Origin of the sequence: uncultured Nostoc sp., from assembly GCF_964247315.1 — a bacterium.
GTDB lineage: Bacteria > Cyanobacteriota > Cyanobacteriia > Cyanobacteriales > Nostocaceae > Nostoc.
Genome location: NZ_CAXTTT010000109.1, coordinates 1 through 23,512, shown reverse-complemented (window position 1 = coordinate 23,512; position 23,512 = coordinate 1). Strand labels below are relative to the sequence as shown.

General features: G+C 43.1%; 18 protein-coding genes. 11 read left to right on the top strand and 7 right to left on the bottom strand.

The genetic code is table 11. The annotated features are described in order from the left end of the window. Window positions 1-715 (bottom strand): HEAT repeat domain-containing protein (locus ACFE93_RS26510; protein ID WP_375477765.1); only part of this gene is annotated, 715 nt, incomplete at its 3' end. Window positions 716-1,008: 293 nt separating this feature from the next. Here ACFE93_RS26510 and ACFE93_RS26505 point away from each other — a divergent pair. Continuing rightward, window positions 1,009-1,872 carry an Rpn family recombination-promoting nuclease/putative transposase gene (locus tag ACFE93_RS26505; RefSeq protein ID WP_375477761.1) on the top strand — a complete coding sequence of 288 codons (864 nt, stop codon included), beginning with the start codon at window positions 1,009-1,011 and terminating at the stop codon, window positions 1,870-1,872. A 35-nt stretch (window positions 1,873-1,907) separates the two neighbouring features. Continuing rightward, window positions 1,908-2,777 carry an Rpn family recombination-promoting nuclease/putative transposase gene (locus tag ACFE93_RS26500; protein ID WP_375477759.1) on the top strand — a complete coding sequence of 290 codons (870 nt, stop codon included), beginning with the start codon at window positions 1,908-1,910 and terminating at the stop codon, window positions 2,775-2,777. Window positions 2,778-2,943: 166 nt separating this feature from the next. Here the strand turns inward: ACFE93_RS26500 and ACFE93_RS26495 are convergent, their stop codons facing one another. The 5 genes from ACFE93_RS26495 to ACFE93_RS26475 all read right to left on the bottom strand — a co-directional run bounded on the left by ACFE93_RS26495 (window position 2,944) and on the right by ACFE93_RS26475 (window position 8,195). Beyond that, entirely contained in the window at window positions 2,944-3,282 is a 339-nt protein-coding gene (locus ACFE93_RS26495; protein ID WP_375477757.1) for a hypothetical protein, read from the bottom strand. A gap of 141 nt (window positions 3,283-3,423) precedes the next feature. Then, complete coding sequence (locus tag ACFE93_RS26490) at window positions 3,424-5,949, bottom strand: sigma 54-interacting transcriptional regulator (protein WP_375477755.1); 2,526 nt, start codon at window positions 5,947-5,949, stop codon at window positions 3,424-3,426. A gap of 102 nt (window positions 5,950-6,051) precedes the next feature. Beyond that, window positions 6,052-6,267: a hypothetical protein gene (locus ACFE93_RS26485; protein ID WP_375477753.1), complete on the bottom strand. Its 216-nt coding sequence runs from the start codon at window positions 6,265-6,267 to the stop codon at window positions 6,052-6,054. Between the two features lie 67 nt (window positions 6,268-6,334). Further along, window positions 6,335-6,982, bottom strand: a complete 648-nt coding sequence (locus ACFE93_RS26480; protein WP_375477751.1) for a response regulator — start codon at window positions 6,980-6,982, stop codon at window positions 6,335-6,337. Then, window positions 6,960-8,195, bottom strand: coding sequence for a sensor histidine kinase (locus ACFE93_RS26475; protein WP_375477749.1), 1,236 nt, complete (start codon window positions 8,193-8,195; stop codon window positions 6,960-6,962). The genes ACFE93_RS26480 and ACFE93_RS26475 overlap by 23 nt, the downstream gene beginning before the upstream one ends. A gap of 368 nt (window positions 8,196-8,563) precedes the next feature. Here ACFE93_RS26475 and ACFE93_RS26470 point away from each other — a divergent pair, with 368 nt between their 5' ends. The 9 genes from ACFE93_RS26470 to ACFE93_RS26430 all read left to right on the top strand — a co-directional run bounded on the left by ACFE93_RS26470 (window position 8,564) and on the right by ACFE93_RS26430 (window position 22,184). After that, a complete protein-coding gene (locus ACFE93_RS26470) occupies window positions 8,564-8,944 on the top strand; it encodes a hypothetical protein (protein WP_375477747.1) in 381 nt (126 codons plus the stop codon). 125 nt (window positions 8,945-9,069) lie between these two features. Continuing rightward, window positions 9,070-10,350 (top strand): S41 family peptidase, encoded by a 1,281-nt coding sequence (locus tag ACFE93_RS26465; protein ID WP_375477745.1) that lies wholly within the window; start codon window positions 9,070-9,072, stop codon window positions 10,348-10,350. 106 nt (window positions 10,351-10,456) lie between these two features. Beyond that, window positions 10,457-11,365: a hypothetical protein gene (locus tag ACFE93_RS26460; RefSeq protein WP_375477743.1), complete on the top strand. Its 909-nt coding sequence runs from the start codon at window positions 10,457-10,459 to the stop codon at window positions 11,363-11,365. A 20-nt stretch (window positions 11,366-11,385) separates the two neighbouring features. Beyond that, window positions 11,386-12,369 (top strand): RNA polymerase sigma factor, RpoD/SigA family, encoded by a 984-nt coding sequence (locus ACFE93_RS26455; RefSeq protein WP_375477741.1) that lies wholly within the window; start codon window positions 11,386-11,388, stop codon window positions 12,367-12,369. A 246-nt stretch (window positions 12,370-12,615) separates the two neighbouring features. After that, window positions 12,616-14,214: an efflux RND transporter periplasmic adaptor subunit gene (locus tag ACFE93_RS26450; RefSeq protein ID WP_375477739.1), complete on the top strand. Its 1,599-nt coding sequence runs from the start codon at window positions 12,616-12,618 to the stop codon at window positions 14,212-14,214. Then, complete coding sequence (locus tag ACFE93_RS26445) at window positions 14,211-17,333, top strand: efflux RND transporter permease subunit (protein ID WP_375477737.1); 3,123 nt, start codon at window positions 14,211-14,213, stop codon at window positions 17,331-17,333. The genes ACFE93_RS26450 and ACFE93_RS26445 overlap by 4 nt, the downstream gene beginning before the upstream one ends. A 151-nt stretch (window positions 17,334-17,484) precedes the next feature. Then, complete coding sequence (locus tag ACFE93_RS26440; RefSeq protein WP_375477735.1) at window positions 17,485-17,808, top strand: DUF433 domain-containing protein; 324 nt, start codon at window positions 17,485-17,487, stop codon at window positions 17,806-17,808. A gap of 184 nt (window positions 17,809-17,992) precedes the next feature. Continuing rightward, entirely contained in the window at window positions 17,993-18,973 is a 981-nt protein-coding gene (locus ACFE93_RS26435; RefSeq protein ID WP_375477733.1) for a HEAT repeat domain-containing protein, read from the top strand. A 91-nt stretch (window positions 18,974-19,064) separates the two neighbouring features. Further along, complete coding sequence (locus ACFE93_RS26430) at window positions 19,065-22,184, top strand: efflux RND transporter permease subunit (RefSeq protein ID WP_375477731.1); 3,120 nt, start codon at window positions 19,065-19,067, stop codon at window positions 22,182-22,184. Between the two features lie 289 nt (window positions 22,185-22,473). On the opposite strand, the gene ACFE93_RS26425 is transcribed toward ACFE93_RS26430, so the two are convergent. Next, window positions 22,474-23,512, bottom strand: a 1,039-nt coding sequence (locus ACFE93_RS26425; protein WP_375477729.1) for a calcium-binding protein, incomplete at its 5' end; no start/stop codon positions are given.

The following is a 23,512-nucleotide window of genomic DNA, read 5'->3' as shown; positions in this document are numbered from 1 at the left end:
CGGTTTTATCCTTGAGGAAGTCGAGGATGTCTTTGACGTAGGGTTTGGCTGCCTCTCCCAGATTTCCCAATGCTGATGCTGCATCGGAACGAACATAGGGGTCAACGGATTTATCCTTGAGGATGTCAGCAATGTCTTTGACGTAGGGTTTGGCTGCCTCCCCTAGATTTCCCAATGCTGATGCTGCAACCAAACGAACAATTGAGTCAACGGTTTTATCCTTGAGGAAGTCGAGGATGTCTTTGACGTAGGGTTTGGCTGCCTCCCCCAGATTTCCCAATGCCACTGCTGCACTGGAACGAAATGTTGAGTCAACGGTTTTATCCTTAAGGATGTCAGCGATGTTTTTGACGTAGGGTTTAGCTGCCTCTCCTAGATTTCCTAATGCCTCTGCTGCACCAGCACGAACATCTTTCTCAACGGTTTTATCCTTGAGGATGTTGAAAACTTTTTGTGCAATATTCTCTGGTTTGTGAACCACCAATTTCAAATTTTGTAGATTATATTCACCTAAATTATCAAAAGCATATCTCTTAACTTGGTTATGTCCATCATCAAGGGCAGCAACGATACCGTTAATCTGCCACGTTTCTGGCTTCAGCTTAGGCCGTTCTTTCGCACTCACCCAAGGCAGGGCAACGAGGAGAGTCAACAGCAGGGTAAAGGGAAAAAGGAAAAAAGGTGACGATCGCTTTTTAATTATGTGCAGATACATTTGTATAATTCGTAATTCATAATTCGTAATTCGTAATTTATTTAGTAATAAAGGCTGTTTTACTAGTAAATCAGGAACCGCTACAGTTATCTTGTTACTGTCTGATAACTCAACCTAGCTAGAAATGGAATATTAATGTAAATACTACAGGAATTTAAAAAGATATGCCTAGAGTTTAATAATGAACTTCCTTGAGCGATGGTGCGACGCCGAATAGCCCGTCGTAGACATCGCCTACTCAAACCACTGCACGAGATAATAACAATACCTCGTTTGATTGTTAGCGATCGTTAATGTCCTTTGATAACCGCTGCAAACTACTGTCTGAAAAACATCCTGCTACCTTTGCCAGTTGGGTTTTGGGTACACCGCAAACAAGCGTGAAAGTCCTCAAAACCGAATTGAGTATCGAACCGATTCGCGCAGATTATGTCACATTCTTACAATTACAAGGACGCATTCTCCACCTGGAATTTCAAACCAAACTAGAATCTACACCACCACTACCCTTGCGGATGCTAGATTATTGGGTACGCTTGTATCGTTTGTATCGTCTACCAATAACGCAAGTTGTCGTATTATTACTTCCCCCTGCATCAGAAACAGTAATTGAAACTGCCTTTAGTGTCGAAACTACCCGTCACGAATATCGCGTAATTCGCTTATGGTCAGAAAATCCCGAACTATTACTCAATGACCCAGCTTTGTTACCATTAGCACCACTGGCGGCAACCACGCAACCCCAAGCATTATTGCAACAAGTTGTGGTCAAAGTTAATCAACTTGAGCCAAGACAACGACCAGAAATTTCCGCGTATACCCAAATCTTAGCGGGGTTAAAATACAATCAAGACTTGATTCGACAATTATTTCGGGAGGGTATGATGCGCGAGTCAGTGATTTATCAAGAAATTCTCGCTGAAGGCGAACAACGAGGGGAACAACGAGGGGAACAACGAGGAGAACTAAGAGGACGAAAAGCAGAAGGGCAATTGCTCATTCTCCGTCAGCTTACTCGACGGGTGGGAGAGTTACCCCAAGAGGTGCTAGACCGGATTGAAACTCTCTCTTTAGAACAATTAGAAAATCTCGGTGAAGCATTGTTGGATTTTCAGGCGATCGCGGATTTAGAAGCCTGGTTTAGTACATTAGAGTAGCAACTAATTAAATCTAGTCTCTATGTCGCTCGTCAATGTCCTTTGATAACCTCTGCAAACTCCTGTCCGAAAAACATCCTGCTACCTTTGCCAGTTGGGTATTAGGAACACCGCAAACTTCCGTCAAAGTTCTCAAAACCGAATTGAGTATTGAACCAATTCGCGCTGATTATGTCACATTTTTACAGCTACAAGGACGCATTCTCCATCTGGAATTTCAAACCAAACTAGAATCTACGCCACCCCTACCTTTGCGGATGCTAGATTATTGGGTACGCTTGTATCGTTTGTATCGTTTACCAATAACGCAAGTTGTCGTATTATTGCTTCCCCCTGCACCAGGAACAGTAATTGAAACTGTCTTTAGTGTCGAAACTACCCGTCACGAATATCGTGTGATTCGCTTATGGTCAGAAAATCCTGAACCATTCCTTAACGATCCAGCTTTGTTACCATTAGCACCCCTGGCAGCAACCACGCAACCTCAAGCTTTGTTGCAACAAGTTGTGGGCAAAGTTAATCAACTTGAGCCAAGACAACGACCAGAAATTTCCGCGTATACCCAAATCTTAGCGGGGTTAAAATACAATCAAGACTTGATTCGACAATTATTTCGGGAGGGTATGATGCGCGAGTCAGTAATTTATCAAGAAATTCTCGCTGAAGGGGAACAACTAGGAGAACAACGAGGAGAACAACGAGGACGAAAAGCAGAAGGGCAATTGCTGATTCTCCGTCAGCTTACTCGACAGGTGGGAGAATTATCCCAAGAGGTGCTAGCTCGTATTGAAACTCTCTCTTTAGAACAATTAGAAAATCTCGGTGAAGCATTGTTGGATTTTCAGGCGATCGCGGATTTAGAAACCTGGTTTGGTACATTAGACATAGGAGTGAAAATGACGTAGGTACAATTTATGAATTATGCCTACCAAGGCTTTCGGGCAACGCATAATCAATTTCACTCCTATGTCTATGAGATGAATTTTTCCATTTGAGCCAATGTCTGATGGCGCTAGGGGAAAAAATAGTTTTAGAAGAACGAAAGCGAGTTGAGCTTGTCAGATTGCCACATTAGAGTTCAATTAACTTGAAGCCCCAAGGTTTAAGAGCCGCTAGAGCTATTTCTGGATTTACACCTTCATAAACCTCCCATTCTAAGGGATGCTCTTTAGGATGTCCGTCGCCGACATTACCTGCAACTTTGATGATCGGACAGTTGGCGATGCGATCGCGTTCTAACCCTTTTGGCAGTGCTAGTTGGATTTTGTGCCCGATAAACTTCGCTGTACTATCATTAGCTACAGATTCACGGATTAAACAAATATCACCAGCAGTCCCCCAAGTCGTTTGGTAAATGTGGAGGAATGATATATAAGTTGCTGGTTTGATGGCTTTTTTTAGAACGTGCATTATCTGTAATCCTTACACTATGAGTCAAAAATCATAAATCATACAAGTATTTTCTATCACGTTCGTAGGGAAGAATGTTTTTAACTAACATTTTGCACCTAGCCCAGGCGATTAGAAACCGCCTGGTGGAAGATGTGAAGCTCAAAAGACGATAATTGCCCACATACTAACTCCCAAAGCGATCGCTGCTAGGTGTTGCAGTATGAGCGATCGCAGTGGTTGCTTGGCAATTTTTTGCGTTAAGAACATAGTCAGCAACACGGAGAAAATTATCGTTGTACCTTGCAAAAAGGCAATCACAGCCGGATGAGCAACCAATATTGGCAATTGTTCCCCACTCAAACCCAGAGTAGCAAAGGTAACAGGTAAAATCCGCCCACCCTCGCCTAAGCCCAAACGTAAATAGTGAGCCAAGTTGCCTCCCAATACTAATGGTAGGTAGCCGTAGGCAAGTTCTACAAAGGATCGCGGCTTCCGGTTAAAATTGAACATTTGGATTAAGCCATAAGCCCCAAAGGTAAGAGCTGCTGGAATAATTAACACTAGCAGCGATAATCCCAAGTGCTGCCAAAACTCAGTTAAATCCAGTTGCAGCCCCAACCAAGATTGCAACTCTGGCAAACGATGTAAATATATGCCACCCAACAGCAAAAACAATAATGCTACTTCATAGCTGCGAGGTACATGAGTTGTCCACAGTTCAATACCAGGGGGACGCAAGTTAAATTCAACGGAACGATGAGGACAGGCTTTGAGGCAAGTCATGCACAGTACGCAATCTCGGTTATCTTCTAACTGGGCTGGGTGTGAGTATAAAGGACATCCATTGGTTTCTAGCCCTTCGCCTTTTTGCGGCCCACCTTTATAACACTGATAAGTGGTGCAACTGGCAGAACATATACCTTGCTGTGCCCGAAGTTCCGTCATTGAAAGTTTGGCAAATAAACCATTCATCCCGCCGATGGGGCAGAGATATCGACACCAAAACCGTCGTTCAAAAAGAGCCGAGAAAATCATCGCCCCAGCAGTAATTAACAGCAGCAAACAAGCGCTGAGGTAGGCAGTATTTTCTAAATGCCAGAGTTCTTCCCATAAGAAAATTAGGGTAAATAACCCAAACATAAACCATCCGCCCCATTTCTCAGCTTGTTCTCTCGGCCAGCGCTTGAGTTTTCGAGGCCACAGCCATAAAGAGAGCTTTTGGGTAATTTCCCCGTAAATCATGAAGGGACAAACAGAACACCACACACGTCCCAAAAAGGGAAAGAGAAATAAGAAGAAAGGCCACCACCAAGCCCAAAATAGATTTAAGACGAAATTGCGATCGCGGGTTTGCGGCCCAATAAATAACACTGCCACAATAATCGCAAAAGCCGTTGCAGTAAAACCATAATTAATGCGATCGGGCCACCAGGGACTACGTAAAAACCGCCGCAAACGAGGAGAGGCATTTAACAGATTTACGCGAAATCGTTTTTTCTTAGTTTCGGCTGGCCAGAAAATTTCTTCTGTTAATTCATTCGCACCCTCAGCTTGCACGATCGCTCTTTCTACCAGATTTTTCAATTCCCTGAGATTGCCAGGAAAATCATAAGACTGGAGGCGACGCAAAGCTTCTGGGGTAATGTGCGGTTTAGAAATGCCTCTAGAGCGTGTATAAAGATTGGTATAATATTCGACTTGTGTCTGAATATCAGCTTTCCGCACCCGTAGCGGTGGTACTTTAATAATGTGACCAACAGAACGTTCAACTGTCGGCTGAGTTTTTTCTGAAACAATCAGAATTCTGGCTTGACTGGGACGAGGTTGGGCGGCTGAATCTCCAGAACGACTGATGGGAGTATATGTACCAGTTTTGAGCAACTGCGTCACGGCAGGTAATAATTCTTCGGGCAATTCTTGGATGTTGTTGAGAACTAAAGTGCCTTCCCCCAACCATTCCAACAATCCTGGTTTGCCGCCAGCGCGACCAAATAAATCTGCACCGCTAGTTTGGAGAATACCACAATTTACTTTAATAATTGGTTCTCGCCGTTTGGCAGAACCAAAGTGGATCAGGGCTGCTATATTGTCTTTTTCTAACCCTGGTTCTCCGAAAATATCCACTGATTTGCGGTCAGCCGCCGCTTCTCGAATTTGCTCCCGCAGCCGCACAGCATAGCGACTTGTACCGACAATTCCGCGTTGCGCCTTGGTGACTAAATATGGCCGCAAGGCAATAGAACGTTCTTGTTCATAGCCAAGTGCAGATGTTACCTGAGCTAATTCTTGAGCCAATTGACGCGAAAAAGCCTGAGCAATTTCGGGGTATTGGTTGACTAATTCCCGAAACTTAGCAGAAGGTACAACCCACAAGTGACATTCGGTTACTGTAGTAATTGTGAATGGAGTTAATTCTTCCAACAGCAATTCTTTGAGTTCAATCACTGCGCCGGGGAGAAATCCACAAGCTAAAGCTGGATTGCTTTGATTGGTGGTATTGCTTTCTAGTTGACCTTCTACAAGAATATAAAGGGCTTCTGGAGAATTGCCTTCACTAACTAAGTCAGTTTCGGCACTCACTACTTGTTCTTCAATTACTTGAGCGATCGCATTTAACACTTCAGGTGAGAGTATTCCTAAACTCGTCCGTTCTTGTAGCCATATAACCGTTTCTGGAGATGTCATATTAAGTTCTCCCTGTAGGCTGCTGTATAACAAAAATTATCCCTGAAAGGGTATGTCAAAATATCTATATAGCAATCCTAAATAAGATTGTGAAAATTTTTGTTATGGTCGTCCTTGGTCATTTGTAATTGCATCGACCGACAATGGCATTGCATCGACTAACAATGGCATTGCATCGACTAACAATGGCATTGCATCGACTGACAATGGCATTGCATCGACTAACAATGGCATTGTATCGACCAACAATGGCATTGCATCGACTAACAATGGCATTGCATCGACTAACAATGGCATTGCATCGACTGACAATGGCATTGTATCGATTGCGTTTCCCAGCTATTTATCTTTTTAGTAAACGATATGTCCCTTGCCCAAGCAGACTCTATTTAAGTCCACCAAACAACGAATGGGCAAACAAAGCGGCTTGAGTGCGATCGCGTAAATTCAACCGACTGAGAATATTGGTAACATAATTCTTAACAGTGTTTTCTGAAAGAAACAGCGATTCCGCAATTTCCCGGTTATTGGCTCCACAAGCAATTAACCGCAATACATCTAATTCTCTGGCTGTGAGTTGGGCCAATTCTGGAGGAGTTTGCACAGACGGGACAGGTGCGGCAATCGGCGTGAGTGCTTTCTCAAACAATCCCGGCCCGAGTAGGGTTTGTCCCTTGTAGACGGATCGAATTGCCAACATTAATTCATCTGGTTCGGTGTCCTTGAGTAAATAGCCCTTTGCACCCAGCCGCATCGCCTGGAAAACATATTCATCATCATCGAAGGTAGTGAGGACGAGAACCTTAATGTCAGGATATTGTTGAGCGATCGCTTTTGTGGTAGCAACTCCATCCATCACAGGCATCCGAATATCCATTAGCACAATATCGGGTTGCAGTGCAGCAATCTGTTCGAGTGCCCGTTGTCCATTCTCCGCCTCACCGATTACCTGCATCTGGGCATTCGACTCAAGCATACTCTTAAGTCCCTGGCGAATAAGATGCTGATCGTCAACTAATAAAATCCGAATCATAAGCTAGCTTTGATAGTGGCAAAGAAACAGAAATACAGCAACCTGTTCCTAGTTGACTGTGGAGATTTAATTGACCGCTCAGTGCAACCGACCGTTCTCGCATCCCTTGTAGTCCAAAGCCGGTTGTATTTTGAGTGGGGTTAAACCCTTTTCCATTGTCTTCGATTGACAGATGAATCATCCCAGCGTGAGCCAGAAGTTTAACGGTGACACTCGTAGCTTGAGCGTGTTTACAAATATTTGTCAGCGATTCTTGCACAATCCGGTAAAGGGCTGTGTTTACTTCTGTTGGTAAAATGTGGGGTAGATCAATTTTACAGGAAGGTTCAATACCTGTGGTTTGTTGAAAATCTGTCAGCAGCTTTTCAATAGCTGATTTGAGAGATTGCCCTTGCAAAGGATTTGAACGCAAAACCGAAAGCGATCGCCGAATTTCTAGCAGCGCCTCAGCCCCCAGTTCTTTTGCCTGTTTGAGAAATGTCAATGCTTTGTCATTATTTGATTGCCAAAACAACAGAGTATTATTAATCTGAATGGTTTGGGCGGCGAGAGTGTGTCCTAACCCATCATGAATTTCGCGGGCAATTCGGTTGCGTTCCTGCAAGGTTGCCTGATCTTCAATCCGTAGCGCATACTGACACAGTTGTTGATTGGTGATTTCTAATTGCTGATGAGCAATTTCTAACTGCTCTCGACTTTGGCGTTCTGCAAGCAGGGCATTTATTAACAATAAAGCGAATACTAACGTTAAGCTAAACAATAATATATTACTTAATCGCCAATCCCAGGACATGGCAACCAGCTTATCTGGCATAAAATTCTCAGGTACAATCGGTCTTGATAAAAGCAGTGTTCCATAGACAAGCAGAGATAAAATCAAGACAGCCAACTGTCCCGATCGCTTAAATATGAGACAACTCCGCATCACCAGTACCAGACACAGCAGGAAAACGGAGCGAGTCGATAAAGTATGTTGAGTTGCTGGCAGCAAAATTAAACCGAATTCCAGGGCTGTATAAATTAATTTGCTTTCCAGCTTCACCATTGGTAGCCTCAAACCCATCAAGCTGAAAGTAGCGATCGCCAGAACACTTAGCGGCAAAGACCAGGATAACTGAAACGGCAGCAGAACTTCCATAAACACTGCCGTGGCTAATAACAGCCACTCTAGGTAAAGCAACAGACGGAAAGATGGGTAGGTCAAGCTAACCATAGAACTGTTCCAACTCAATGGTCTTTGTAACAAAACCATAGGTATTTTCACTATTTTAGAGGGAAGTAGGTGCAGAAGACAGGAAACTGAGAGATAGGTGCTGTTGAGATGAAACTCTCTTTCTATATAACGAATCTGTCTCTAATATTGGTAGAGCCGTTCCGACTAATTAATTATTTCTAAATTAGGAAAAAAGTCACAATAAATTGAGTACTTTTTTACTGGTCAGGTTAGGAATTCTAGCTCATGTGCCAACTCATTCCAACTTCTAAGATTAGCTAGTGTGAGTAAAGCAGCAACTTTTTAGACATCTTCTCACCGAAATTGAGTTATAACAGTCCGATTACACACAACAACTAGAGAAGTAAATGATTAAAAAACAGATAATTTTACCAACCCTGCTCCTTGCAACTATCCTAATTGGAGGATTGACAAGTTGCAGCAGTTCCAAATCTCCAGATGTGTCTCAAGGGAATGATTCTGGCACAAAGGTATCTGATACTTCTACGACGAATGCGGCATCGAATACGCCAGAACGCGCTCACAAACGCGAAGAAATTCGCAAACAAGTTGAGGCAGTTCTCACCCCCGATCAGGTAAAGGAATTGTCAACGAAGTTACAACAAGGTGAAAAAATGCGTAAAGCAGTGTTCAGCCTAAATCTTACTGCTGAACAAAAGACTAAAATTCAAGATATATTTAAGACTGCCTATCCCCACCGCAAAGGTAAATCTCAAGATAATTCCTAGTAGTTTTCTCAAAACAGAATTCAGAAGTCAGTCTTCAGAATTCAACAGGAATTATCTGTTACTGAGGTATTTGGCCTTTGATTGATTGGATTCTGAATTCTGTATTCTGCTTCAATAATTTAAGTATGTTTAAACAAAAATTTCTCGTCAAGATAGAACTGGCTGTTATAGCTGCAATCCTTGTAGGAACTAGTCTCTACACTTCCAAAGCTATAGGTAAACCACAACCTAGCTCTCAAAAACTGGTGGATGAGGTGTGGCAAATCCTAGATAAAAATTATGTTGATGTCAGCTTTAACCATCAAGATTGGCAAGCAATTCGTCAGCAGTATATTAGCCGTTCCTATAGTTCCAAGAAACAGGCTTATGGAGCGATTCAAGAAATGGTGGCGAAATTAGGCGATCGCTACACTGAGTTTTTTGACCCACAAGAATTTAAAGCCCTAAATAACGATATTTCTGGCAATCTCAGTGGTGTAGGGCTGGAACTGGCAGAGAATAAAAAAACTAAAGCCTTAACTGTTGTCGCCCCAATTCAAGGAACCCCTGCTTTTAAAGCGGGTATTTTGCCGGACGATGTAATTGTCCAAATTAACGGTGAAAAAACTCAGGGGATGAAAATTGATGATGCGGTGAAGCGGATTCTCGGCCCGGTGGGAACCAAGGTAGTACTTATGATTCAACGAGGAAGCCAATCGCAAACTTTCAAACTTACTCGTGCCAATATTGCTATCCATCCTGTAACTTACAACACGCAAACAACAGCAGCAGGTAAGATTGGTTATATTCGTTTGCCAGAGTTTACGCAAACTGCCCCCGCAGAGATGCATCGGGCAATTCAAGCATTAGAAAAACAACAGGTGCAGGGCTACGTTTTGGATTTGCGTTCCGATCCAGGTGGACTGCTGGATGCAAGTTTGCAAATTGCCAGTATGTGGTTGAAGCAAGGAGCGATCGTGTCTTTGGTAAATCGAGACCAAGTGAAAGAGAGTTACAATGCATCGGGACATCCTCTCACCGACAAACCCTTAGTGATACTGGTTGATAAGGGATCTGCTAGCGCCAGCGAAATTCTTTCGGGAGCGCTGCAAGACGATAATCGCGCCACCTTAGTAGGGACTCGCACCTTCGGTAAAGGTTTAGTTCAAGCCGTAGAGCCACTGGAAGATGGTTCCGGGCTAAAACTAACGATCGCTAAATACTACACACCGAAAGGTCGAGATATCAATCATGTCGGCATTGCCCCAGATATTAATGTGGCATTAACCGAGGCACAACAGAAAGCATTAGTGCAAAATCAAACCTTGGGAACATTAGCCGATCCTCAGTATGCTAGCGCTGTTGCTGACCTGAGCAAATTGATTCAGTCTGGGGGCAATCATGTGAGTTTGCAGCGTGGAGAATAAGTACTTAATTCGTAATTCGTAATTCGTAATTCGTAATTAAATTATGATTGCAACTCTGAGTTAATCGAATTACGAATTATTCTGTCAGGAACTGTAGTTTTCTATCATGCCAACCCGCAAAGCCCAACGACTTGAAATTTGTGAACCAGTCCCTGGTTTGCAAATCTTGGTTCAACTTAGTAACACTCCTTTAGTACGGACAGTCATAGCTATTCTTACTCACCATCAGCTAGCGATCGTTGGGTTTGTATTTGTTACCACTTTGGTTTTTTCGATCCGGGAAAACGCCCCCTGGCTGACAGTACCTAAACAGGTAGCGATTGAATTCTTTTCTGCTGTATCCCAGTCCCTAGCTGCTTTATTGGGGGTGTTAATTGTTTTCCTTACCTTTACTAGTCAGTTGATCGCTCAAAGGAGATATGAGGACTACTATACACTTCAGATTCAGATTGACCAACTTATTCGTCTAACTCAGTCTCTTCCGCCGGAACTCAGTAATTTTGATAAAACTCTGATTGCACTGATTAACTATTTAGTTCCTTTGCATTTAAAGGATTTCCCAATCTGGTCAACTACCTCTCAGGTGCTACCTTGGGACAAACTTTTAGATAATTTCAAGAATGAATATGAATTGACGCAAGCGCAGCAACAATACTCTTTAGCTATCCATCTGCACCAACAACAAATTCTACTGGTCATCAATAACATGGGAGAAATCCTGGAAAGATTTTCCAAGCTTTACAATCGCATCTTAGAGATGAGCCGTTTCATTCTCGCGATTGTTAAGTTGTCCTTTCTCCTGGGAGTTTCTCTGGTGTTTTTGCTGTTATTTGGCATTATCGATTTGCAAAGGAAGTTTCCCGATCTCAGCCTACCTGTAATTGTTTCTCTAGCAGTTTGGGTATTGATTGCTCTTTTGGAGCTAGTACTTGATACTTGGTTTTTTTATAAAAACCTCTATGGCTCGTCGAGTCACTATCTGCGTTTTTTCCCAAATAAAAAACATCCTAATTAATAGGCAGAGGCTAACTCACCATGAGTAATTTAACATTCTTAGACACCAAATCTAGTAACACAAGCAAAGCATCTCAATTTACAACTGATACAGTACGTGCTTATCTTCAAGAAATTGGGCGGATACCTCTATTAACCCAGGAGCAAGAAGTTTTTTTTGCCCAACAAGTTCAGCAGATGATCAAAATACTTGCTGAATCCGAAAAACTGACTATTGAATTAAAGCGGACACCTACACTGTCAGAATGGGCTAACCAGATGCAGTTAAGCGAACAAGAACTACTTCAAAAGCTAAATCAAGGGAAAAAAGCCAAGCAGAAAATGATGGCGTCTAATCTCCGGCTTGTGGTATCAATTGCCAAGCAATATCAAAGACGTAACTTAGAACTGATGGACTTAATTCAAGAAGGTACTTTGGGTTTAGAGAGAGGAATTGAGAAATTCAATCCGGCTCTCGGATACAGATTTTCAACTTACGTTTACTGGTGGATTCGTCAAGGAATTACCAGAGCGATCGCCCAACAAGCACGTGCAATTAGATTACCCATTCACATCAATGAAAAGTTAAATAAAATTAAGCGCGTTCAGCGAGAGTTATCTCAAAAACTGGGTCGCGTTCCTACCACAACGGAAATTGCTCATGCACTTTCTTTGGAGCCTAGTCAAATTCGAGAATATCTAACTTTGGCTCGTCAAACTATCTCTCTCGATCTTCGAGTTGGCTCAGACAGAGATGTAAAGTTAGAAGACTTAATCGAAGATTACAGATATTCAGAAAATGGCTACACCACTGAGCAATCTCTCAATCAAGAAGTTGAAAGCTTGTTGTCAAGTTTGTCTAAACAACAACAAGAAATCTTAAACTTACATTTTGGTTTAATAGATGGAAATCAACTTTCTCTAGAACAGATTGGTCAACGCATGGGTATTAGTCGCGAACGAGTCAGACAGATAGAAAAACAAGCTCTGCAACTTCTATATCGGCAGCTAAGAAGTAATAAGTAAATACAGGTAAAAAAAAGCATTTAATTAAGATTATAAAATATTTTTAAGATTATTACTTAAAAAATATTTAAAAATATTGTTTGATTTGAAATTGACAAAATCATCATTATTTGAAAAGGCACATTGAGCAAACCGGAAAAAACTAATTATTCCGATGTGCCTTCTCAAATGAAATTGGTATCAGTTAGAGTTGAGATATAAATGATTTCACGGCTTTTAATTAACTAAAATGCATTGGGGGTTCTGATGAACCATGATATTTCTAACGATTTGACTGAGAACATTATCAAACCGGAGCTACCGCGATCGTCAAAAAAGAAAAAGATTCGTTTGGTAATTTTGGGGGTGATATTGCTGGCTGGGCTGGGTTTTTTAGGTATTTATACAAGTGCAGCCAAATCAGACAAAGCTGAAAAATCTGGGCGTAATAAACAGCAAGTCACACCTGTAACTGTGGCAATGGTGACACAAAAAACGGTTCCGATTCAATTGCAGGCGATCGGTAATGTGCAATCGGGGTCTACAGTATCGATTACACCCGAAGCTAGTGGACGGATCGTTGGAGTTTATTTCAAGAAGGGTCAAGATGTGAAAAAGGGACAACTTTTATTTACCTTGGATGACCGATCCCAAGCTGCTGCGATCCAGCAAGCTCAAGGAATTGTAGTAAAAGACCAAGCGCAGGTACAACAAGCTAGAGCTACATTAGCTAGAGACTTGGGTCAGGTAGACCAAGCTAGGGCGACTTTAATCAAAGACCAAGCCTTGGTGCGACAAGCCCAAGCGAATTTGGCCAAGGATCAAGCTCAAGCACAATTTGCTCAAGGACAAAGCGATCGCTATAGTACGTTGTACAAGAAGGGCGCAATTAGTTTAGATCAAGCACAGCAATACGTTTCCAATAGCAAATCGGCGACAGCAACCCTACAAGCAGATCGAGAAGCGATCGCTAATGCTGAGGCTGTTTTGAAAAGCGATCGAGTGGCGCTGACTAATGCTGGTGCAGTTGTCCAAGGCGATCGAGCTGCGATCGCGAATGCTCAGGCTGTTGTCGTTTCAGACCAGGGAGCATTAGACAATGCCAAAGTGCAATTGTCTTACGCCAAAATTTATGCCCCAATTGATGGTCGCGCAGGGAATGTTTCGGTGACTCAGGGGAATGTGGTGCAAGCCAACAGCAGTGCTTCGCTGACTCAGGGGAACGCCCTGCAAAGCAACACTACGTCTGGTACGACTAGCAGCACAACTGCACTTGTTACCATCACCCAAATTCGCCCGATTGAAGTTGCTTTTTCCATTCCCGAAACAAATCTACCCCAGGTGCAAAAGTATATGCACAATGGCAAGCTGAAGGTAGATGTCACATTCCCCAATAGTCAAGGTCGTCCGACACCAGGTGTTTTGACATCTGTCAATAATACGGTTGATAACACTACGGGAACAATTCAACTGATTGGCCAATTTGACAACGCTCAGGGAGATTTGTTTCCCGGTCAATTTGTGAACGCAACGCTAACGCTGACCGAAGAACCGAATGCAACGGTTGTTCCCTCCCAAGCCGTGCAGAATGGCCCGGATGGACAGTTTGTTTTTGTAGTTAAGCCAGACATGACAGTACAAAACGTCCCAGTTACGGTTAGCAGCACCATTGATGGACTAGATGTAATTCAGAAAGGGCCGCAACCAGGCGATAAAATTGTTACCGATGGTCAAGCGAATCTGGTTTCGGGTAGCAAAATCCGCATCAAAACAGGCCGCAATGACTCAAATGCAGGTGAAAATTCCTCGAAGTCAAGAAGAGGAAGGGGAGGAGAATCCCCGAAGTCAGGCGGAGGTGAATCATGAACCTTTCAGAACCATTTATCCGCCGCCCAATCATGACGACTCTGGTGATGGCGGCAATTTTGATCTTCGGTTTCATGAGTTATCGCTTGCTGCCAATCAGCGATTTACCAAGTGTGGATTATCCCACAATTCAGGTAAGTGCCGCCCGACCGGGAGCCAGCCCGGAAACGATGGCAGCATCGGTTGCCCGTCCTTTAGAAAAGCAATTTTCCAGTATTGCTGGACTCGATTCGCTGAACTCAACTAGCACTCTGGGACAGACTCAAATTACCCTGCAATTTAACCTGAGTCGGAACATTGACGATGCAGCGCAGGATGTGCAAGCCGCGATATCAGGAGCATCGGGGCAAATTGCTGACGATTTACCCAATCCTCCGACTTACAGCAAGGTTAACCCCGCAGATCAACCGATTCTCTACCTTTACCTGGACTCTCCCACACTGCCCCTTTCCCAGGTAGATAATTATGCTGAGACTTATTTAGCGCAAAAGCTATCTACAATCAACGGGGTGGCACAGGTAGCCGTCTACGGTTCCCAAAAGTATGCGGCTCGAATTCAACTCGATCCGCAGCAATTGGCAACACGCCAAATTGGGCTAGATCAAGTGGCAACGGCGATTCAACAGGGTAACGTCAATTTACCCACCGGCAGTCTTTCGGGAAATCACAAGAATTTTACAGTTCAAACTAACGGGCAACTTGAGGATGCGGCTGCTTATCGCCAGTTGATTGTGTCTTATAAAGATGGAATGCCCATCTATCTAAATCAACTGGGTAGGATTATTGACAGTGTAGAAAATGACAAGGTTGCAAGCTGGTACAACAATACCCGCGCCATTATTATCACCATTCAAAGACAGCCCGGAACCAATACGGTACAAGTCGTAGACACGATTAAGAAATTGCTCCCAAATTTGCAAGACCAGATTCCGGCATCCGTGGAAATTGGGATTCTTTATGATGCGTCTCAATCAATTCGAGATTCAGTGGATGATGTCAGATTTACGTTGATTCTGACGATCGCTCTAGTTATCTTAGTCATTTTCCTCTTTTTGCGGAACCTCTCGGCGACGGTGATTCCCAGTTTGGCGTTACCCGTTTCGCTGATTGGCACTTTTGCAGTGATGTATTTGCTGCACTACTCATTAGATAATCTGTCGCTGATGGCGTTGACCCTTTCCGTGGGCTTCGTCGTGGATGATGCGATCGTTATGCTAGAAAATATCGTCCGTCATATTGAAATGGGGGAACGTCCCTTAGAAGCGGCGTTGAATGGGTCGAGAGAAATTGGTTTCACAATTCTGTCGATGACCCTTTCTTTGGTTGCAGTCTTCATCCCCATGTTGTTCATGAGTGAAGTGCTGGGACGATTATTTCATGAATTTGCTGTAACGATCGCAGTTGCAATTCTCGTATCTGGTTTTGTGTCTTTGACTTTGACTCCGATGTTGTGCAGCCGTTTTCTGCGTCCTGTAGACCATGCTAATCAAAGTCGGTTGTATCAAGCTTCCGAATATGTATTTGATCGCTTCCTGGCTCTCTACGATTGGAGTCTCAAAAAAGTCTTAAAATATCACTTTACGACGATGATTTTATCTGTCGTTCTCTTGGTGGTGACAGTTGGGTTGTTGGTGGTAGTTCCCAAAGGCTTTATTCCTAGCGAAGATACCGGACAAATTACAGGCGTTACCCAAGCAGCCCAAGATGCATCCTTTGATAATCTTGTCCAGCATCAGCAGACAGTTGCTAACCTGATCCGCCAAGACCCAAATGTAGATGCAGTCAACTCCAATATCGGAGCGGGAGCGAGTGCTAGTGGCAGTGGAGCAGCAGTTGCAGCCAATTCCGGGAGTTTGTTTATTCGGTTAAAACCGCGATCGCAGCGTCAGCTTGGTGCTGACGAAATCGTGCAAAATTTGCGAACCAAACTCGCCACTGTTCCAGGCATCCAAGTATTCTTACAAAATCCCCCAGCGATACCGATTGGCGCTCAACAAAGCACAGGACTTTATCAGGTGGCACTCCAGAGTTCTGATGTCAAACCCTTGCAGGAATATGTTCCTCAACTTGTGCTCAAGATGAAGGAGATGACAGAACTCCAGGATGTCAACAGCGATTTACAATTTGCTTCCCAGATTCAAATTGACATTGACCGCGATAAAGCCTCAACTTATGGGATTACCGCCGAGCAAATCGAAAATACCCTGAGAAATGCCTACGGCTCTTACCAAGTGTCAACCATCTATGCAGCGACCAATGAGTATCAGGTGATTTTGGAATTAGCACCCCAGTTTCAGCAAGATATCAACGCTCTGTTGACTTTATACATTAACTCCAGCACCGGGGTAGCAGTTCCTCTGAAGACATTCGCCAAACTATCTCAGGGAGTTAGCCCGTTAATGGTCAATCATAACGGTCGGATGAACGCCGCCACCATTTCCTTTAACCTCGCTCCCGGTGTTTCCTTGGGAAATGCCAACCAAGAGATTGAAAAACTGATTAATCAGGTGATTCCTGCCAGCATTAGTACCAGCTTTCAGGGCGCAAGCCAGGTATTTCAAAGTTCACTGCCGAGTTTGGGTTTATTATTAGCGATCGCCATCTTAGTAATTTATCTGATTTTGGGCGTTCTCTATGAGGATTTCATTCACCCAATTACGATTCTTTCCGGTTTGCCTTCAGCAGGTTTTGGGGCATTGTTAACGCTGATATTATTCCATGTCGAACTCAATGTTTATTCCTTCATCGGCATAATTCTTTTAGTGGGCATTGTCAAGAAAAACGGGATTATGATGGTGGACTTTGCAATCGTTGCCCAGCGAGAAGAATTGAAAAAACCCTCTGAAGCAATTTATCAAGCCTGTTTGGTGCGCTTCCGCCCAATCATGATGACGACGATGGCAGCATTAATGGGAACCTTGCCCATAGCGATCGGATTTGGCGCTGGCTCGGAATCCCGCCGTCCTTTAGGTATTGCAGTTGTAGGCGGACTAGTATTTTCTCAGATATTGACTCTCTATTTAACACCCGTGTTCTATATCTACATGGAATCATGGCGGAAAAAGCTCAGTCAAGTTAAATTCCGGCGGGTATTTTCGTTTTCAGATGAGCGATCGTGATGTTCAACAAGAAACACCAGTCTTTCACATATACTCGATTTAACATGAATTATCGAAAAGAAGTCTACAGTTTAAAATAATTCGTAATTACGAATTACCAAATAGCAGCACACGAAAATTTAGATATTAGCATTTTGGAAATAATTACACTATGATTTTAGCAATAGAACAAGAAATTCCTCCCTTAAGTGAAGATGCAACAGGTGCAATTCGGGTAGGTAATACAAGGGTTTTGCTAGAACTAGTGATTCGTAACTTTCAAGATGGTGCATCCCCTGAATCTATTGTTGGGCGTTACTCATCCTTATCATTATCTGATGTATATCTGACAATTGGCTACTACCTTCGACATCGAGATGCTGTCGAATTATACCTCGAACAACGCGAACAATTAGCTGAATCTGTTCATCAACGTCTGTCAAATATTGAACCTGATTTGAGTTTAATTCGTTCTCGTTTATTAGCCCAGCAATAATTTTAGGGACTTTCAAATAAAAAAATATCCCATAACTGACGCAAAACCCTCTCTATTTCTCCTTTCTCTGCGTCCTCTGCGTCTTAGCGGTTCGTTAAAAAATAAAATCTTTAGCCTTAACTAAACCGTATAGAGACTAAATAGAAATACGATTTTCTGAATTACGAATTACAAATAAACACCTATGTCGGATTTGAAAAATGCCTTAACCCGAATTCATGACTGGTTTCAAATAAATTACCCAGCTAAAATTTTATCATTGGCATCAGGTTTAAGTACATCACAAATAGATACTCTCTTGAGTAAACTATCATTTAAAGTATCCAAAGAAATTAGGGAAATATATCAATGGTCAAATGGATATCCAATAGATGAGTATGCAGATGATTGGATATTTGATTATATGTTTCTTTTAAATTTAGAGTCAGCAGTAAAAGAGGCTCAAGAATGGGTTAACAAACCTGAAGTAACAGCTCAAAGGTATAGGTATGCAGGTCAACCAGTCTTGCCAGTCTTTATGTCGGATATAGAGTTTTTAGCAGTTGTTGCAACAGACGTTCAACAAACAACTTCTCCTGTAGTTCATATCTCCGAAACTTTAGAAATTTCACTGCAATACACTAATTTAACAGCTATGATGTTGACTCTGGCAGAATCTTACGAGACTGGGGGATTGTTCATTGATCGTAAAGGTTACATAGAGAAAGATGAAAAAAAGTATGCTGCTACATATCGAAAGTACAACTCAGAAATTACAGACTTAGCTCTCGAAAGATTTCTGAAAATATTTCCTGAAGATTCATCTTGGCAAACCGTACAACTACTTCATAACGATCTATATATGAGCAATAGCTATGGAATAGAAATCCCACCAAATAGCCTAAAAAATAAAGTAGTTAATATTCTTCTTCATTTACTGCAAGATGAAAAATATGATTCGGGCTTTTCTGTAGTACTAGTACTCGAAGAACTCCGAGCAGTAGATGCATTAATTCAAGGACTTAAACACCCTGACAAATGGGTTCGTAGTAGGGCAGCATTTACTTTAGCAAAAATAAAAGCATTTGAGGCTGTGGAGTTTGTATCGCAGCTTTTAGAAGATCCAGATCCAGTTGTTCAAGAAGCAGTTAAGGAGGCGTTAGAGATGTTTAAAACTCAGAAATAGAGTTGTTGCAATTATCACATATTTATCAAACTCACGTTGACATTATATTTGGCGATCGCATCGCCATTACATTTCTGGGAGAACAAAACTCATGAACCTTTCAGAACTCTTCATCCGTCGTCCAGTCATGACCACCCTGGTAATGATGGGTATCCTCATTTTCGGTCTCATGAGTTATCTACTGTTACCCATCAGTGCCCTACCCAACGTTGAATATCCTTTTATTTCTGTCTCTGCTAGTCTCCCTGGTGCTACCCCAGAAACAATGGCATCTTCGGTCGCCGCACCCCTAGAAAGACAGTTTACCGAAATTGCCGGACTTAATTCATTCAATTCCACCAGTTCAACTGGTAGCACCAACATCTCCCTACAATTTGACTTTAGCCGCAGAGTGGAAGATGCTGCCAAAGATGTACAGGCGGCCATTTCAGCCGCAGCCGGACAACTGCCCGCCGGAATGCCTCACCCCCCCACCTACCGCAAAGTTAACCCGTCTGTCTCACCAATTCTCTTTCTCTATATGTATTCTGAGACACAGCCAATCTCGACAGTAGATGAAAACGCAGAGGTAACAGTTGGTCAGCCGATCTCGATGATTGATGGTGTTGCTCAGGTACAGGTTTTTGGTCAACAGCAATATGCAGTCCGCGTCCAGCTCGATCCGCGAGAGTTGGCATCGCGGGGAATTGGTCTAAATCAGGTGAAAACTGCAATTCAACAGGGAAATGTCAACTTGCCAATCGGCAGTCTCTCTAACGCTTTTAAAACCTATACGATTCAGGCGAACGGTCAACTCACCAATGCTGCCAGCTATCGCCAGCTGATTGTAACTTACAAAAATGGTGCGCCCGTGCGCCTCCAAGATTTGGGGCAGGTGATTGACAGCGAACAAAACGTCAAAGTCTCCAATTTGTATAGCGATCAGAAGGTGACAAACCGCCATTCCATTGTTCTGGCTGTACAGCCGCAGCCGGGAGCTAATACTGTAAAGATTGTTGATGCGATTCAGAAACTTTTACCTACACTCCGCGAACAAGTTCCCAAATCCATTGAGATGGGGATTATGTACGATCGCTCCCAAACCATCCGAGCTTCTGTCAATGATGTGAAATTTACCTTAGTTCTCTCGGTTTGTCTAGTTGTCTTGGTGATTTTCTTATTCTTGCGTGACATCACTGCTACCCTAATTCCCAGTTTGGCGCTACCCATAGCGATTATTGGTACTTTTGCTGTCATGTATCTATCAGGTTTTTCCCTAGACAACCTTTCACTCATGGCGTTGACCCTCTCCGTGGGCTTTGTCGTGGATGATGCGATCGTGGTGTTGGAAAATATCGTCCGTTATCGAGAAATGGGCGAATCTCCCCTAAACGCGGCATTGAAAGGATCGAGGGAAATCAGCTTCACAATTTTATCAATGACCCTTTCTTTAGTGGCGGTGTTCATTCCGATCATGTTTATGAGTGGAATAATCGGTAAATTATTTCATGAATTTGCCGTGACGATCGCTGTGGCAATTTTGGTTTCGGGTTTTGTTTCCCTCAGTCTCACTCCCATGTTGTGTAGTCGCTTTCTGGGTTCACATCAGCAAAGACCAAATCTGCTGTATCGAGTCTCAGAACGGGCATTTGATTTACTACTGCGGGGATATGATTTGACGCTCAAGCCCGTTTTAAAATACCGCCTAATGACACTCATTGGTTCTGGCATTCTGCTGGTAATGACCGTTTATTTGTTCGTCATCGTTCCCAAAGGATTTATTCCAACCGAAGACACCGGACAACTAATGGCGAACACCAAAGGAGCGCAAGATATTTCTTTTGATGATATGCTGCGTCACCAGCAAACGGTTGTTGACATCATTCGTAAAGACCCCAATATTGAAGCAGTTGACTCGATTGTGGGTGCAAGTGGCCCGAATGCCTCGGTCAACTCCGGGCGAATTACGATTCGGCTCAAGCCACGTTCTCAACGTCAACTGAGTGCTGACGAAATCATTCAAGAGTTAACCCCCAAGTTGAGACGTGTAGTTGGGGTTAAAACATTCCTCCGCTCTCCGTCAGCCATTCCCATTGGTGGGCAACAAACTAATTCTACTTATCAGTTCACGTTGCAGAGTTTGAATTTACAAGACTTGCGCCAATACGTTCCTAAACTTGTAGATAAAGTTAAAACTCTACCAGGACTCCGGGACGTTGACAGCGATTTACAACTCAGCACTCCTCAAATCCAAGTCCAAGTTGACCACAATAAAGCCGCAACCTTTGGCATTAGCGCCCAACAAGTTGAACAAACCCTCAGCGCTGCTTATGGTTCTAGCCAGGTTTCCACTATTTATACCCCAAATGACCAATTCTATGTAATCTTAGAAGTTAAACCGGAGTTTCAGCGAGATCCCAGCGCCTTATCGATGCTATATGTGCAATCGAGTACTGGGAAACTGGTTCCTTTGAATGCGATCGCTAATATCACTCAGAATGTCGGCCCTCTCACCGTTACTCACGTTGCTCAACTCCCCTCTGCAACTATCTCTTTTGATACGCTCCCAGGAACGTCTCTAAGTCAAGCTACAGATGCCATCAAACAAGCAGCCAGTCAGGTGTTACCCTCAACAATTACCCCCAGCTTTCAGGGTTCAGCCCAGACTTTTCAACAGTCCTTCAATGATTTAGGCGTGCTGTTGTTGGTGTCTATTGTAGTCATCTATCTGATTCTCGGTATCCTCTATGAAGATTTCATTCACCCAATCACCATTCTTTCCGGTCTGCCTTCAGCGGGTTTTGGCGCATTATTAACGCTGCTGATTTTCCAGGTTGATTTAAATCTTTACTCTTTCATCGGCATTATCCTGTTAGTGGGCATCGTCAAGAAAAACGGGATTATGCTGGTGGATTTTGCCATTGAAGCCCAGCGAAAAGAAGGGAAAAATTCCTTTGATGCCATCTATGCCGCTTGCTTGATTCGCTTCCGTCCGATTATGATGACGACGATGGCAGCTTTAATTGGGACATTACCTATTGCTTTGGGAACAGGAGTAGGTTCAGAAGCGCGTCGTCCTTTAGGGATTGCGATCGTTGGTGGATTAGTGTTCTCTCAGATATTAACTCTTTATCTGACTCCAGTGTTTTACATTTACATGGAGACATGGCGGAAAAAGCTGAGTATGCATCAGAAAGCTGAAAAAAAGCATCTGCCAGCAGTTAAAAGTTAATCATAGTTTTTGGTAAAACCGAGCAGGAGCAAAGCGATCGTTCAGTTCGACTTTATTCATTTTCCTTTTGATACCAATTTGCAATTATATTATGTAGTATTTCTCCCCCTGCCTCCCTTGCTTCCCCTGCTTCCCCTGCTTCCCCTGCCTGCCAAAACTAATATTTTTGAACGCAAGTCGGTATGAGCGATTGTAGCTAGAAGTAATTGTATTGAGCAATCGAATGCAAGGTGCTTTTGTAAGCACCTCACAACCCGTGTTGCTTAACGATTAGAGAATCTAATGACAATTAAACAAGCACAAAATTCTTTTCGGTTAGTGACAGTCCAGCAGATAGTTGTGCAAATTTTACCTGAGTAAACCCAGATGCACTGCCGTCCTGGTCAAAGAACAATCCACCTGTAGAAAAGTCATAGATAAATCGTTGATTGGTTGTCGTTGCAGATGTTCCAATGGTAAACTGACTTGTCTGAAGTGAACCTTTTGATAACCCGCCACCAAAACCATTAGCATCTACCTGAATTAATTCATTAGTGGCGTTGAAGTCATAAATAGTGTCAACACCCCCATTGTAATTATAGAAACCAAAGGTATCAGTCCCATCCCCTCCAATTAGGCTGTCATTACCGTCTACACCAATAAGGATATCATTGCCATTGCTGCCAACAATATTGTCATCATAGCTCGTACCTGAGATATGTAATTGTTCGATATTATTGTAGTTAACTCGATACAAGCCCACCGTAATTGAGCCAGTGTTAGTAGTAGCATTGAATGTCGAAGTAATTCCTCCAGCAGCAAAGTTGTAAATGGTGAACAACGAATCATTACCATTACCCCCATCTACTGTTTGAGTCACTAAATCAGACAGGTCAGTATCTGGGGAGTCAATGACTAGATTGAAGGAATCATTGCCATCACCCCCAGACAGAAGGTTATTACCTGTTGAACTACTGAATCTCAAGTTATCGTCACCAGCGCCTCCTTCTAGGGTGTTATTACCAGACGGGCGAGAGTCGGAATAATCGTAGGAGGCATAGTAGGAGTAGTCGCCAGAAATGTTAAGGGAATCATTGCCATCACCTCCAGAGAGCAAGTTATCACCTGTTGAGCCACCAGCACTCAAGGTGTCGTCACCTACACCTCCATCAAGAGTGTTATTGCCTAATGAACGAGAGTCGGAGTACTGGTCATAACGATTGCTGTAGTTGCCAGAGATATCAAGAGAATCATTGCCATCACCTCCAGAGAGCAGGTTATCACCTTTTGAACCGCTAGCACTCAAGGAATCGTAACCTGCAAATCCATTAAGAGTGTTATTGCCTAAT